Here is a 13,052-nt window from a genome sequence, read left to right as displayed (position 1 = left end):
AGGCTATGCTTGGCAGCAACTTAATGGATAAACACTATGACCCTCACCGAGCTGCGCTACATCGTCACCCTCGCCCAGGAACAACACTTCGGCCGTGCCGCCGAGCGCTGCCATGTCAGCCAGCCGACCCTGTCGGTGGGGGTGAAGAAGCTCGAGGACGAACTCGGCGTATTGATCTTCGAACGCAGCAAGAGCGCGGTGCGCCTGACCCCGGTCGGCGAAGGCATCGTCACCCAGGCGCAGAAGGTGCTGGAGCAGGCCCAGGGCATCCGCGAGCTGGCCCAGGCCGGCAAGAACCAGCTGACTGCACCGCTGAAGATCGGCGCCATCTATACCGTCGGCCCCTACCTGTTCCCCCACCTGATTCCGCAGTTGCACCGGGTGGCGGCGCAGATGCCGCTGTATATCGAAGAGAACTTCACCCACGTGCTGCGCGACAAGCTGCGCACCGGCGAGCTGGACGCGATCATCATCGCCCTGCCGTTCCAGGAGGCCGACGTGCTGACCCTGCCGCTCTACGACGAACCCTTCTACGCGCTGCTGCCGGCCGGTCACCCCTGGGCGGCGATGAAGACCATCGATACCAAGCTGCTCAACGACAAGAGCCTGCTGCTGCTCGGCGAAGGTCACTGCTTCCGTGACCAGGTGCTGGAAGCCTGCCCGAGCCTGCGCAAGGGCGGCGAAGAACACGCCCAGCACACCACCGTGGAATCCAGTTCGCTGGAGACCATCCGCCATATGGTCGCCTCCGGCCTCGGCGTGTCGATCCTGCCGCTCTCGGCGGTGGACAGCCACCACTATGCCCCTGGGATCATCGAAGTGCGTCCACTCAGCGCCCCGGCACCGTTCCGCACCGTGGCCATCGCCTGGCGCGCCAGTTTCCCGCGGCCGAAAGCCATCGAAATCCTGGCCGACTCGATCCGCCTGTGCTCGGTGGCCCAGCCGCAAGCAAAAACCGCCTAAGGCGCGCCCCATGACCGAGCTCGCTGCGGTTTCCGTCACCGCGCTGAAAGGCGTCGGCGCCGCCCTGGCCGAAAAACTCGCCAAGGTCGGCCTGGAAACCCTGCAGGATGTGCTGTTCCACCTGCCCCTGCGTTACCAGGATCGCACCCGCATCGTGCCGATCGGTGAACTGCGGCCCGGCCAGGACGCCGTGGTCGAAGGCACGGTGGTCGGCGCCGATGTGGTCATGGGCCGCCGGCGCAGCCTGCTGGTGCGCCTGCAGGACGGCAGCGGCAGCCTGTCCCTGCGCTTCTACCACTTCAGCCAGGCGCAGAAGGAAGGCCTCAAGCGCGGCACCCAGGTGCGCTGCTACGGCGAAGTGCGCCCCGGCTCTTCCGGCCTGGAGATCTACCACCCGGAATACCGTGCGCTCTCGGCCAGCGAACCGATTGCCGTGGAGCAGACCCTGACGCCGATCTACCCGAGCACCGAAGGCCTGACCCAGCAGCACCTGCGCAGCTTGAGCGAACAGGCCCTGGCCCGCCTCGGCCCGCAGAGCCTGCCGGACTGGCTACCGCGCGAACTGGCCCGCGACTACCGGCTGAGCCCGCTGGATCAGGCGCTGCGCTACCTGCACCGGCCACCGCCGGACGCCGACCAGGCAGAACTCGCCGAGGGCCGCCACTGGGCGCAACACCGCCTGGCCTTCGAGGAACTGCTGACCCACCAGCTGTCCCTGCAACGCCTGCGCGAAAGCGTGCGCGCCCAACAGGCACCGGCATTGCCGCTGGCCAAGCGCCTGCCGCAGCAGTACCTCGCCAACCTGGGCTTTACCCCCACCGGCGCGCAACAACGGGTCGGCGCCGAGATCGCCTATGACCTCAGCCAGGACGAGCCCATGCTGCGCCTGATCCAGGGCGATGTCGGCGCAGGCAAGACCGTGGTCGCCGCCTTCGCCGCCCTGCAGGCGCTGGAGGCCGGCTATCAGGTCGCCCTGATGGCGCCCACCGAGATCCTCGCCGAGCAGCACTTCCTCAATTTCAGCAAATGGCTGGCGCCACTCGGCATCGAGGTCGCCTGGCTGGCCGGCAAGCTCAAGGGCAAGGCCCGCGTAGCGGCGCTGGAACAGATCGCCGGTAGCGCGGCCATGGTGGTCGGCACCCATGCACTGTTTCAGGACGAGGTCAGATTCGCCCGACTGGCCCTGGTGATCATCGACGAGCAGCACCGCTTCGGCGTGCAACAGCGCCTGGCCCTGCGCCAGAAAGGCATCGGCGGACGCATGTGCCCGCACCAGCTGATCATGACCGCCACGCCGATCCCGCGTACCCTGGCGATGAGCGCCTATGCCGACCTCGACACCTCGATTCTCGATGAGCTGCCGCCCGGCCGCACCCCGGTGAACACCCTGGTGATCGCCGACAGCCGCCGCCCGGAGGTGATCGAACGGGTGCGTTCGGCCTGCAACGAAGGCCGCCAGGCCTACTGGGTGTGCACCCTGATCGAGGAGTCCGAGGAGCTGACCTGCCAGGCCGCCGAGACCACCTTCGAGGATCTGGTCGGCGCGCTCGGCGGGCTCAATGTCGGCCTGATTCACGGGCGCATGAAGCCGACGGAAAAAGCCGCGGTGATGGAACAGTTCAAGCAGGGCCAGTTGCAACTGCTGGTCGCCACCACCGTGATCGAGGTCGGCGTCGACGTGCCCAATGCCAGCCTGATGATCATCGAGAACCCCGAGCGCCTGGGCCTGGCCCAGCTGCACCAGTTGCGCGGGCGGGTCGGCCGCGGCAGTGCCGCCAGCCATTGCGTACTGCTCTACCACCCACCACTGTCGCAATTGGGTCGGGAACGGCTTGGCATCATGCGCGAGACCTGCGATGGTTTCGTCATTGCCGAAAAAGATCTGGAGCTGCGCGGCCCGGGAGAAATGCTCGGTACCCGGCAAACCGGCCTGCTGCAGTTCAAGGTCGCCGACCTGATGCGTGATGCCGACCTGCTGCCGGCCGTGCGCGATGCCGCGCAAGCCCTGCTGGAACATTGGCCGCAGCATGTCAGCCCGCTGCTCGAGCGCTGGCTGCGACATGGCCAGCAATACGGACAAGTGTGAACCAGTTCACAGGGCATCCGTCGCCTCAGCCCTCGCCCCAGCGGCCTGCTGTTTATACTTCGGGCACTTGCGCCCCCCTCCGAACCGGATTTCGTTATGAGTGATGTAGCCCTCGCCCCAGACACCGCAGCAACCCCGCCGCCGGTGATCGTGCAATTGCTGGATAAACTCGGCCTGGCTTATCGGGTACACGGCGAGCGTGCCGGGTTACCCGCCACGCAACGGGTACAGGCGGTGCTCCTCGAAGATGCGGTTGGCGCCTTGCTGGTGCTCTTTCCACAGAGCCAACTGCTCGCTCTGGATCGCCTGGCCGAGCTGACCGGGCGCACACTGGTCGCGGTAAAACCCGAGCGCCTGCAACGCATGCTCGCCAAGCATGCCCTCGGCGTATTGCCCGGCCTGCCGCAGCTGACCAGCTCGCCCTGCCTGTACGATGAGCGCCTGCTGCAAGTGCCGAGCCTGTTCATCGAATCCGGCCAACCCGGCGTACTCCTGGAAATAGCCAGCGAGGTCTTCAAGAGCCTGCTGAGCAAAGCCAGCGCCGCCCGTATCGGCGAGCCATTGAGCAATATCCGGCTCAACCTCGACCGCCCCGACGACGACCGCGCCGAGATAACCCTGGCGGTGCAAGCCTTCACCGCACGGCGCATCCAGCAACGCCTGGAAGAAACCATCGAAATCCCGCCGCTGGCGGAAACCGCACAGAAGATCATCAAGCTGCGGGTCGACCCGAATGCCACGGTAGACGACATCACCGGCGTGGTCGAAACCGACCCGGCGCTGGCCGCCCAGGTGGTCAGCTGGGCCGCCTCACCCTATTACGCCGCACCCGGCAAGATTCGCTCGGTGGAAGACGCCATCGTTCGCGTGCTCGGCTTCGACCTGGTGATCAACCTGGCCCTCGGCCTGGCCCTGGGCAAAACCCTCAGCCTGCCCAAAGACCAGCCGCAACAGGCCACGCCCTATTGGCAACAGGCGATCTACACCGCCGCCGTGATCGAGGGCCTGACCCGAGCCATGCCGCGCGTCCAGCGCCCGGAAGCGGGGCTGACCTACCTCGCCGGCCTGCTGCACAACTTCGGCTATCTGGTGCTGGCGCATGTCTTCCCGCCGCACTTCTCGCTGATCTGCCGGCACATGGAAGTCAATCCGCACCTGTCGCACAGCTACATCGAGCAACATCTGCTGGGCATCAGCCGCGAGCAGATCGGCACCTGGCTGATGCGCTACTGGGACATGCCCGAAGAACTGGCCATCGCCCTGCGCTTCCAGCACGACCCCGAGTATGCCGGCGCTCATGCCGCCTACCCCAACCTGGTGTGCCTGGCGGTCAGACTGCTGCGCAACCGCGGCATCGGTGCCGGCCCAGCCAGCGAGATTCCGCAGAGCCTGTTCGATGCCCTGGATCTGAGCCGCGAGAAGGCCGAAGAGGCAGTGACCAAGGTCCTCGCCGCCGAAGTCGCGCTACGCGAACTGGCCACCCAGTTCCATCCGCTGCATTGAGGCCGCAGAACCCCGGGGTTAGGCCGGCTTGTGCAGGATGGCGGGCCGCGTAGGCTTGAGCGCAGCGCGACCCATCGCAAGTCAACAGCCGCATAGGGTGCGGCCGGGCGGCGACCCGCGTCGGCCCACCCGCCTGTAGCCCGGACACATCCCGGATTGCGCTGACGCTTATCCAGGCTGCGCAACCGAGCCTCAGCGACCTAGTGCTTCTTGGCTGCCGCCTTCCTGAGCATTCCCCGCCGCTCGGCGAACAGCTGCGGCAACACCTGCACGCAGCGTTCCAGCAACAACGCGACCGCCGGCTGCTCGTAGAGCGCGGCGTATTCGGCCAGTTGCGCGCTGGGCATCTGCCGGTAGGCATAGAGCATGAACGACTCCACCGCCTCGACGCTCGAGGCCCGCAGCGCTGCGGCCTGGCTCGCGGTCTGGCGGCTCAGCGCCTGCTCGTCGAGGCTATCGCCACGCGCCATGAGGGCCAACAGCGCCTGGGTCTTGCCCACTTCGTAACGCAGCAGGCTGGCCAGTTCGCTGGTGTGCGAGGCGCTATCGAGGCGCCGCACCAATGCCAGACGCTCTTCGCGCGGCGGCCGCTGGGCCAGTTGTGCCCGGTAGCTGGCCAGTGCCGCGCCGCCGTCTTCACCGACCGCGCGTTCCGCCTCGCTGAAGCGCTGGGCCGCGGCGCTGCCGAGCACGCCCTGGATCTGCTGTAGCCGGGCCTGATCGAAAGTGTCGGCGAGCTGCCCGGCGAGGTCCAGGCACAGCGCATCGGCGGCGAAGGCGTCGCCCAGTTGCGCCTGCTGCCGCTTGTTCAACCCACGCTCCAGCAGCGGCGCACTCTGCTCGCAGAGCAGGCGAATGCCGGCCAGCTCGAACACCGGGGCAAAGGCTTCGACTCTGGCCGGGGCGGCGTGAGCCAGGTTGCTGATGAGGAGCAGGACAAGCAGCGACAAGCGCATTAGCTGGCATCCACGATGACGGTGCTCCAGCCTAGCGAATGCAACCGGCGCCGGCCAGCGGCGCAGGCCGGCGAAAGGGATCAGGCGGCTTTTTTCGTGCTGCTGTTCTTTTTCGGCATCAGGTACTTGGTCAAGCCCTGGAACCAGATCACCAGCGCCGGGTTGCCCTGGATCTGGATGTCCTTGTTCTGGATGCCCTGCATAAAGGCCAGCTGCTTGTTCTTCGCGCTCATGGTGGCGAAGCCGTAGGCGGCATCCTTGAAGCCCAGGGCAAAGGCCGGCTGGCTGGCCGGGCCGCGCTTGCTGCTGATGCGCCGGTCCTTGACGATGAAGTGTCGGGCCACCTTGCCATCCAGCGTGTGCAGCTGGAATACCATGTCGCGGTCGACCAGTTGCTGCTGGAAAGCCGGGTTGTCGCGGCTGGCCTTGGCCATCAGGCGCCCCAGCATCCACAGGAGAAAACGGAATTTCATGCGCACGGCCTCAATGGGTGAAGAGAATTGGCGGCGCATTGTAGTGTTTTTCGCGGGGGACTACAGCCCGGCAGCGAAGCCGGTGAGAAGCGCGGAAGACTGTCGAACGGCGACTGCCTGAACAGCCTCGACAGTTTGTGGAGGAAACCCGGAGCCAGTCGGCCCCGGGCTGGCGAGGCTCAGTTGACCGCGTCTTTCAGGGACTTGCCCGGTTTGAAGGCGACGGTGTTGCTGGCCTTGATCGTGACCGGCTGACCGGTTTGCGGGTTTTTGCCGGTGCGAGCACCGCGGTGACGCTGCACGAAAGTGCCGAAGCCCACCAGGGTCACACTGTCCTTGCGGTTCAGTGCACCGGTGATTTCTTCCAGTACGGTGTTGAGTACACGATTAGCCTGATCTTTGGTCAGATCCGCCTTTTCGGCGATGGCGGCGGCGAGTTCCGGTTTACGCATAAATGCCCCTTTGACGGTTTTTTGTTGTTGTGTCCGTGCTGCTCATCCAGAACAGCGCCCAAGGCGCCGCAACAGCTCTGCGCTGCGGCAGACCACAGGGAGAATGGCATGTGATCAAGACCTGCGCCAGTCTTGTCCGACAGTTTAACCGGACAATTTGAGGGTATTTACGACAGAGCGGCCGGCATTCACGCCAGCAGCGCCGGCAACTGCTTATTCAGCGCGAGCTTTTCCTGCACGGCCGTACCGGTCAAGGCATACCCGAGCAGGCTGCCGGCGACATCGCGGCACAGCGCCCGGATGTCGCTGCCGCTGCCCTCGACCGTCCACTCGCCCGGCCTGTCGCGCGGCGGCGGCGAAACCACCAACGGGCACACCGGGGTCTTCACCGTGACCGGCATCGGCCCGTAACTGACGGCGCTCGGCTTCCCGGCCAGGGTCTGGGCCAGGGCGCGAGCGCAGTGCATCAGCGGCATGACGTATTGCAGGTTGAGGCCATCGACCTCGGCGCAATCGCCCAGGGCATAGATGTTGGCGTGGGAGCTGCGCAGTTCACGGTCGACCATGATCCCGCGATTGACCTGCAGCCCGGCCGCTGCGGCCAACTCGGTGCGTGGACGCAAGCCGACCGCCGAGAGCACCAGATCGCAGGCGATCGGCGTGCCGTCGGACAGGCGCCCTTGCAGACCCGCGCCTGTACGGTTGAGGCTGGCCAGTACCGGGCCGAGGTGGAAGCGCGCCCCGAGGCTTTCCAGGCCCGCCTGCACCGCCGCTGCCGCCGCCGGATGCAGCAGGCCGGGCATGACCTGCTCGCAGGGCGCCACCAGCTCGACCTGATAACCACCGAGGCTGAGGTCGTTGGCGAACTCGCAACCGATCAGGCCGGCACCGAGCAGCAGCACACGCTTTTTCCCGGCCGCGGCGGCGCGAAAGCGGGCGTAGTCTTCCAGGTCGTTGATCGGCAGGATCGCGTCCTGGGCGTCGCCCGCGACCGGCACCCGAATCGGTTCCGCGCCCCAGGCCAGCACCAGGTCGCGGTAGGCCACCGGCTCCTCGCCGATCCACAGGCGCTTATGCCCCGGATCGATGCCGGTAATGCGCGTATGGGTATAGATCTCGGCCTTGAGCTGTTCGGCCATGGCGCCGGGTTCGGCCATGCTCAAGCCATCGGCGTCCTTGTGCTTGCCGAAGCCGGTGGACAGCATCGGCTTGGAGTAGGAGCGGCCATCATCGGCGCTGATCAGCAGCAACGGGGTGTCGCTGTCCAGCTTGCGAAACTCCCGGGCCAGGTTGTAGCCGGCCAGGCCGGTACCGACTATCACTACGGGTGTAACCACGGGTGTAACCACGGGCGTCGCCACAGCTGCGCTCATCTTCACTTCCTCGATCGGCAAAACCGGGCCGCGGCCTCGGGTCGGCGCCACTGCATGGACTATTCAGAGAACCCTGGCCACTCAGCTGATTTCGATCATCTCGAAATCCTGCTTGCCGGTGCCGCAGTCCGGACACAGCCAGTCCGCGGGGATGTCTTCCCAGGGGGTACCCGGTGCAAGGCCTTCTTCGGGCAGACCTGCGGCTTCATCGTAGATAAAGCCGCAGACGATGCATTGCCACTTGCGCATGACGACCTCCGCGCGCTGGGAATTTCCCCGACCCTAGCGCAATTGCCCCCCTGCGCCAAGCCTGGCCCAGGCCAGCGGCGGGGTAGCCGGCAATTACCCGGCCGATAAAAAACGGCGACCCTGGGGTCGCCGTCTTTTATGGACCGTGATCAGCCGATTTCGATCATCTCGAAATCCAGTTTGCCCACGCCGCAGTCCGGGCACAGCCAGTCTTGCGGTACGTCTTGCCAGGGCGTACCCGCGGCGATGCCTTCGTCGGGCCAGCCCTGGCTTTCGTCGTAAATCAATCCACAGACCACACATTGCCACTTCTTCATAACGTCCTCGGGTGCCTCTCGGGTAGTGCATGCAGGCACGCTACCGGAAATCCGCGGGGGCGCCAAGCCGCCGGCCGGGCAATTGCGCCCGGCGGCAGCCACGATCAGCGCGCGATGAGCAGCGGATCGCTGATGGCCATGCCATACATGGCGATCATGGTCAGGCTACCGGCTGCCAGGAGGTAGTACAGGGTCGGCAGCATGGTCTTGCGCAGGGTGATTCCTTCGCGCCCGAGCAGACCCACGGTGGCCGAGGCCGCCACCACGTTGTGGATCGCGATCATGTTGCCAGCGGCCGCACCGACCGACTGCGCCGCCACCATCATCGCCCCGGACACGCCGAGCAGGCCGGCGGTGTTGAACTGGAACTGCGAGAGCATCAGGTTGGACACGGTGTTGGAGCCGGCGATAAAGGCGCCCAGGGCGCCCACGGCCGGGGCGAAGAACGGATACACGCCGCCCACGCTGTCGGCCACCAGTTGCGCCATGGCCACCGGCATCGACATCAGGTCGGAACCGTTGACCCCGGAGTTGATCAGGATACGCACCATCGGAATGGTGAAGATCAACACGAAACCGGCACCCAGCAGGGTGCGGCTCGACTCGCTGACCGCGGCCTTCAGCTCGCTGAAGCGCATGCGGTGCAGGAAGCAGGTCACGATCACCACCATGCACAGGATGCCACCCGGCAGATACAGCGGTTCCAGGGTACCGGAGACGCCGGTTTCGCCGAGGATGTCCTTCCAGCCGAAGCTGACCGCGATCAGCGCCGCCTTGAGCTCGGGGAAGACCCGCGACAGCACCAGGAAGATCGCCAGCAACAGGTAAGGCGCCCAGGCCATGGCGACGGACACCGGGGTCTTGCCCGCGACATCCTCGATCCTCATCTCGACCTTGCCCATCCACTCGGACGGCCAGTCTTTCGCTTCGGCGAAGTCCCAGGTCTGCTTCGGCAGCAGGAAGCCCGCCTTGGCAGCCGGCACGACGATGGCCAGACCGACCATGGCGCCGATCATCGACGGGAATTCCGGACCGAGGAACACCCCGGCGGCCATGTACGGCACGGAGAAGCAGATCGCGGTGAAGATGGCGAATGGCGCCACCGCCAGGCCTTCTCTCCACGACTTATTCTTGCCGAAGAAGCGGGTCATGATCATCACCATGATCAGCGGCATCAGCAGGCCGATCAGGCCGTGGACAATCGCCACCCGCGAATAGATCAGGTGGAAGAACACCTCCCAGTTACTGTTCAGGGCGAGCAATTGCTCGCTCATGCCGACCTTGTCCAGGCCGCCGGCCACACCCACCAGAATCGGCGTACCGACCGCGCCGAAGGACACCGGGGTGGATTGCACCATCATCCCCAGGACCACCGCCGCCAGGGCCGGAAAGCCCAACGCGACCAGCAGCGGCGCCGCCACCGCGGCCGGGGTGCCGAAACCGGAGGCGCCCTCGATGAAGCAGCCGAACAGCCAGGCGACGATCAGGGCCTGTACCCGCCGATCCGGGGTGATGTTGGCAAAGCCGCGGCGGATCGCACTGATGCCACCGGAGTGTTTGAGGGTGTTGAGCAGCAGAATCGCACCGAAGATGATCCAGAGGATCGCCGCAGTGAGGATCAGCCCTTGCAGGCTGGAAGCCACGACCCGGTTGAGGGACATGTCCCAGGCGGTCAGGCCGATCAGCGCGGTGAGCAGGAAGACCACCGGCATGGCGTACTTGGCCGGCCAGCGAAAGCCGATCAGCAGCACACCCGCCAGCACCAGCGGCACGAAGGCAAGGATGGACAGTAGCGTTTGATTCATGGGTTGGGTCCTTTTTAGTTGTTGTGAACCACTGTTGCTGTTGCCCGGAATGACCCGGTCATCACGCATCGGAGCCAGTCAGGCCCGCGAACACCGCGCCTGCGGCGTTCATGCTCAAAAGCCCCGGACGCCTGCGCGCACGGGGCCGAATTCAGTTCGCCAGGCGCGTTACCCCTGCTGCTTGAAGCGCAGGCGCCAGGCGTGCAGCAACGGCTCGGTATAGCCGCTGGGCTGTTCGCGCCCCTTGAACACCAGGTCACTGGCGGCGCGGAAGGCATGCGAGCGTTGGAAATCCGCCGCCATCGGCCGGTACAGCGGGTCGCCGGCATTCTGCCCATCGACCACCCTGGCCATGCGCTGCAGGGTCTCCTCGACCTGCGCCCGCTCGACCACGCCGTGGTGCAGCCAGTTGGCGATGTGCTGGCTGGAGATGCGCAAGGTGGCGCGGTCTTCCATCAGACCGACGTTGTGGATATCCGGCACCTTGGAACAACCGACGCCCTGTTCGACCCAGCGCACCACGTAACCGAGGATGCCCTGACAGTTGTTGTCCAGTTCCTCCTGGATATCCGCCTCGCTCCAGCTGCGCTCGAGGGCCACGGGAACCGTCAGCAGGTCGTCGAGCAGGCGCTCGCGCTCGGCGTTGAAGTCGATGCTTTCCAGTTCGCGCTGCACCGCCTGCACGTCGACCTGGTGGTAGTGCAGGGCATGCAGCACGGCGGCGGTCGGCGACGGCACCCAGGCGGTGTTGGCGCCGGCCTTGGGCTGGGCGATTTTCTGTTCGAGCATGGCGGCCATCAGATCCGGCATGGCCCACATGCCCTTGCCGATCTGCGCGCGGCCGCGCAGGCCGCAGCCGAGACCGACCAGCACGTTGTTGCGCTCGTAGGCCTGAATCCACGGTGTGCTCTTCATGTCGCCCTTGCGCAGCATCGGCCCGGCTTCCATGGCCGTGTGCATCTCGTCGCCGGTGCGGTCGAGGAAGCCGGTGTTGATGAAGGCCACCCGCGCGCTGGCGGCGCCGATGCAGGCCTCGAGGTTGACGCTGGTGCGCCGCTCCTCGTCCATGATGCCCATCTTCAGGGTGTTGCGCGGCAGCTCCAGGAGGTCTTCGATCCGGCCGAACAGCTGGTCGGCGAAGGCCACTTCGAGCGGGCCGTGCATCTTCGGCTTGACGATATACACGCTGCCGCTGCGCGAGTTGCCGCGGCGCTTGAGGTCGTGCAGGCCGATCAGGCTGGTCATCACCCCGTCGAGAATGCCTTCGGGGATCTCGCGACCTTCGCCGTCGAGGATCGCCGGGTTGCTCATCAGGTGACCGACGTTGCGCACGAACAGCAGCGAACGGCCGTGCAGGGTCAGGTTACTGCCGTCGGCGCCGCGGTACTCGCGGTCCGGGTTGAGGCGGCGGGTGATGCGCTTGCCGCCCTTGTCCAGCTCCTCGCTCAGGTCGCCCTTCATCAGGCCCAGCCAGTTGCGGTAGATCAGCACCTTGTCGTCGGCATCGACCGCGGCGACCGAGTCTTCGCAATCGAGAATGGTCGACAGCGCCGCTTCCATCAGCAGGTCCTTGACCCCAGCGGCATCGGTCTGGCCGATCGGGCTGCTCGGGTCGATCTGGATCTCCACATGCAGGCCGTTGTTCTGCAGCAGGATGGCGCTGGGCTGCGCCGCCTCGCCCTGATGGCCGCGGAATTTTTCCGGCTGGCGCAGACCGCTGCGCGTGCCATTGGCCAGACCGACCTGCAACTGGCCGGCGACCACCCGGTAACTGACTGCGTCGGCATGCGAGCCGCTGGCCAAAGGCGCGGCCTGGTCGAGGAAGGCCCGGGCGAAGGCGATCACCTTGGCCCCGCGCACCTGGTTATAGCCGGGGCCCTTCTGCGCCCCACCCTCCTCGCTGATCGCGTCGGTGCCGTAGAGCGCGTCATACAGCGAGCCCCAGCGCGCATTGGCGGCGTTCAGCGCGTAGCGCGCATTCATCACCGGCACCACCAGCTGCGGGCCGGCCTGGCGGCTGATCTCGCTGTCGACCTGGGCGGTGCTGGCCTGCACGCTGGCCGGTGGCGGCAGCAGGTAACCGATGGCTTCGAGGAAGGCGCGGTAGGCCGGCATATCCGTCACCGGCCCCGGGTGGGCGCGGTGCCAGGTGTCCAGTTCGCCCTGCAGGCGCTCGCGCTCGGCCAGCAGCGCACGGTTGTGCGGCGCCAGCTCGTGCACCAGGGCGTCGAAGCCGGCCCAGAAGGCCTCGCGCGCGAGCCCGGTGCCCGGCAGCACTTCTTCATCGACGAAACGTTGCAGGTTGGCGGCCACTTGCAGGCGCTGGCAGTTCACGCGATCGGTCATCTTCGGTTCTCCAATTCAGTCTTCGCCTGTCCCGCGGCAGCAGCGGCGGGCGTCAGGCTTTGTTCGGTGCTTTGCGTTCAGGCCAGGGCGGCGACACCGGCCTTGGCGACCTGGGCGTCCTGCTCGGCCTTGACCCCGGACACGCCGACCGCGCCAATCACCTGGCCGTCGACGATCAGCGGCACACCGCCTTCGAGGGAGGTCAGCAGCGGTGCGGACAGGAAGGCGCTGCGACCGCCGTTGACCATGTCTTCGTAACCCTTGGTCTCGCGCCGGCCAATCGCCGCACTGCGCGCCTTTTCGCCGGCGATGTAGGCGCCGATCGGCGCGCAGCCGTCGAGGCGTTCGAGGGCCAGCGGATGACCGCCGTCATCGACCACGGCAATGCTGACGGCCCAGTTGTGCTGCTGCGCCTCGGCGCGCGCAGCGGCGAGGATGCGGGCGACTTCGGCTTGACCCAGTACGGCTTTGCTTTGCATGTTCTTTCCTCATGATTGATTTGCGCGTGGTGCGCGAATTCGTGGGCCGT

General features: G+C 66.2%; 12 protein-coding genes. 3 read left to right on the top strand and 9 right to left on the bottom strand.

The features are described 5' to 3' along the window. The first annotated feature begins 36 nt into the window (after positions 1 to 36). The 3 genes from G9C89_RS12690 to G9C89_RS12680 all read left to right on the top strand — a co-directional run bounded on the left by G9C89_RS12690 (position 37) and on the right by G9C89_RS12680 (position 4,552). Positions 37 to 963, top strand: coding sequence for a hydrogen peroxide-inducible genes activator (locus G9C89_RS12690; RefSeq protein WP_172148436.1), 927 nt, complete (start codon positions 37 to 39; stop codon positions 961 to 963). A 10-nt stretch (positions 964 to 973) separates the two neighbouring features. Further along, a complete protein-coding gene (gene recG, locus G9C89_RS12685; RefSeq protein WP_172148358.1) occupies positions 974 to 3,049 on the top strand; it encodes an ATP-dependent DNA helicase RecG in 2,076 nt (691 codons plus the stop codon). A 96-nt stretch (positions 3,050 to 3,145) separates the two neighbouring features. Then, the gene (locus tag G9C89_RS12680) at positions 3,146 to 4,552 is read left to right on the top strand and encodes an aminoacyl-tRNA deacylase and HDOD domain-containing protein (protein ID WP_172148435.1); all 1,407 of its coding nucleotides are present in this window, start codon (positions 3,146 to 3,148) and stop codon (positions 4,550 to 4,552) included. 200 nt (positions 4,553 to 4,752) lie between these two features. Here G9C89_RS12680 and G9C89_RS12675 read toward each other — a convergent pair whose 3' ends face one another. The 9 genes from G9C89_RS12675 to G9C89_RS12635 all read right to left on the bottom strand — a co-directional run bounded on the left by G9C89_RS12675 (position 4,753) and on the right by G9C89_RS12635 (position 13,002). Beyond that, positions 4,753 to 5,508: a hypothetical protein gene (locus G9C89_RS12675; RefSeq protein ID WP_172148434.1), complete on the bottom strand. Its 756-nt coding sequence runs from the start codon at positions 5,506 to 5,508 to the stop codon at positions 4,753 to 4,755. A gap of 80 nt (positions 5,509 to 5,588) precedes the next feature. Beyond that, positions 5,589 to 5,981 (bottom strand): helicase, encoded by a 393-nt coding sequence (locus G9C89_RS12670; protein ID WP_172148433.1) that lies wholly within the window; start codon positions 5,979 to 5,981, stop codon positions 5,589 to 5,591. Positions 5,982 to 6,160: 179 nt separating this feature from the next. Continuing rightward, the gene (locus G9C89_RS12665) at positions 6,161 to 6,433 is read right to left on the bottom strand and encodes an HU family DNA-binding protein (RefSeq protein WP_172148432.1); all 273 of its coding nucleotides are present in this window, start codon (positions 6,431 to 6,433) and stop codon (positions 6,161 to 6,163) included. A gap of 188 nt (positions 6,434 to 6,621) precedes the next feature. Then, positions 6,622 to 7,806, bottom strand: a complete 1,185-nt coding sequence (locus G9C89_RS12660) for an NAD(P)/FAD-dependent oxidoreductase (protein WP_172148431.1) — start codon at positions 7,804 to 7,806, stop codon at positions 6,622 to 6,624. 81 nt (positions 7,807 to 7,887) lie between these two features. Next, entirely contained in the window at positions 7,888 to 8,055 is a 168-nt protein-coding gene (locus G9C89_RS12655) for a rubredoxin (RefSeq protein WP_090499839.1), read from the bottom strand. A 149-nt stretch (positions 8,056 to 8,204) separates the two neighbouring features. Then, positions 8,205 to 8,372, bottom strand: a complete 168-nt coding sequence (locus G9C89_RS12650; RefSeq protein ID WP_079203891.1) for a rubredoxin — start codon at positions 8,370 to 8,372, stop codon at positions 8,205 to 8,207. Positions 8,373 to 8,476: 104 nt separating this feature from the next. Then, positions 8,477 to 10,177, bottom strand: a complete 1,701-nt coding sequence (locus G9C89_RS12645) for an L-lactate permease (protein ID WP_172148429.1) — start codon at positions 10,175 to 10,177, stop codon at positions 8,477 to 8,479. Positions 10,178 to 10,345: 168 nt separating this feature from the next. Then, positions 10,346 to 12,523 carry a malate synthase G gene (locus G9C89_RS12640; RefSeq protein ID WP_172148427.1) on the bottom strand — a complete coding sequence of 726 codons (2,178 nt, stop codon included), beginning with the start codon at positions 12,521 to 12,523 and terminating at the stop codon, positions 10,346 to 10,348. Between the two features lie 77 nt (positions 12,524 to 12,600). After that, entirely contained in the window at positions 12,601 to 13,002 is a 402-nt protein-coding gene (locus G9C89_RS12635; protein ID WP_172148425.1) for a heme-binding protein, read from the bottom strand. Between the last annotated feature and the right edge of the window lie 50 nt (positions 13,003 to 13,052).

This window comes from Pseudomonas tumuqii (assembly GCF_013184545.1).
GTDB lineage: Bacteria > Pseudomonadota > Gammaproteobacteria > Pseudomonadales > Pseudomonadaceae > Aquipseudomonas > Aquipseudomonas tumuqii.
This window is presented reverse-complemented; position numbering and strand designations above follow the sequence as displayed.

Bases quoted from the DNA above. Each gene is read 5' to 3' on its own strand.
- G9C89_RS12660 (WP_172148431.1), bottom strand. From the start codon at position 7,806: ATGAGCGCAGCTGTGGCGACGCCCGTGGTTACACCCGTGGTTACACCC.
- recG (WP_172148358.1), top strand. From the start codon at position 974: ATGACCGAGCTCGCTGCGGTTTCCGTCACCGCGCTGAAAGGCGTCGGC.
- G9C89_RS12690 (WP_172148436.1), top strand. From the start codon at position 37: ATGACCCTCACCGAGCTGCGCTACATCGTCACCCTCGCCCAGGAACAA.
- G9C89_RS12640 (WP_172148427.1), bottom strand. From the start codon at position 12,523: ATGACCGATCGCGTGAACTGCCAGCGCCTGCAAGTGGCCGCCAACCTG.
- G9C89_RS12670 (WP_172148433.1), bottom strand. From the start codon at position 5,981: ATGAAATTCCGTTTTCTCCTGTGGATGCTGGGGCGCCTGATGGCCAAG.
- G9C89_RS12650 (WP_079203891.1), bottom strand. From the start codon at position 8,372: ATGAAGAAGTGGCAATGTGTGGTCTGTGGATTGATTTACGACGAAAGC.
- G9C89_RS12665 (WP_172148432.1), bottom strand. From the start codon at position 6,433: ATGCGTAAACCGGAACTCGCCGCCGCCATCGCCGAAAAGGCGGATCTG.
- G9C89_RS12635 (WP_172148425.1), bottom strand. From the start codon at position 13,002: ATGCAAAGCAAAGCCGTACTGGGTCAAGCCGAAGTCGCCCGCATCCTC.
- G9C89_RS12655 (WP_090499839.1), bottom strand. From the start codon at position 8,055: ATGCGCAAGTGGCAATGCATCGTCTGCGGCTTTATCTACGATGAAGCC.
- G9C89_RS12680 (WP_172148435.1), top strand. From the start codon at position 3,146: ATGAGTGATGTAGCCCTCGCCCCAGACACCGCAGCAACCCCGCCGCCG.
- G9C89_RS12645 (WP_172148429.1), bottom strand. From the start codon at position 10,177: ATGAATCAAACGCTACTGTCCATCCTTGCCTTCGTGCCGCTGGTGCTG.
- G9C89_RS12675 (WP_172148434.1), bottom strand. From the start codon at position 5,508: ATGCGCTTGTCGCTGCTTGTCCTGCTCCTCATCAGCAACCTGGCTCAC.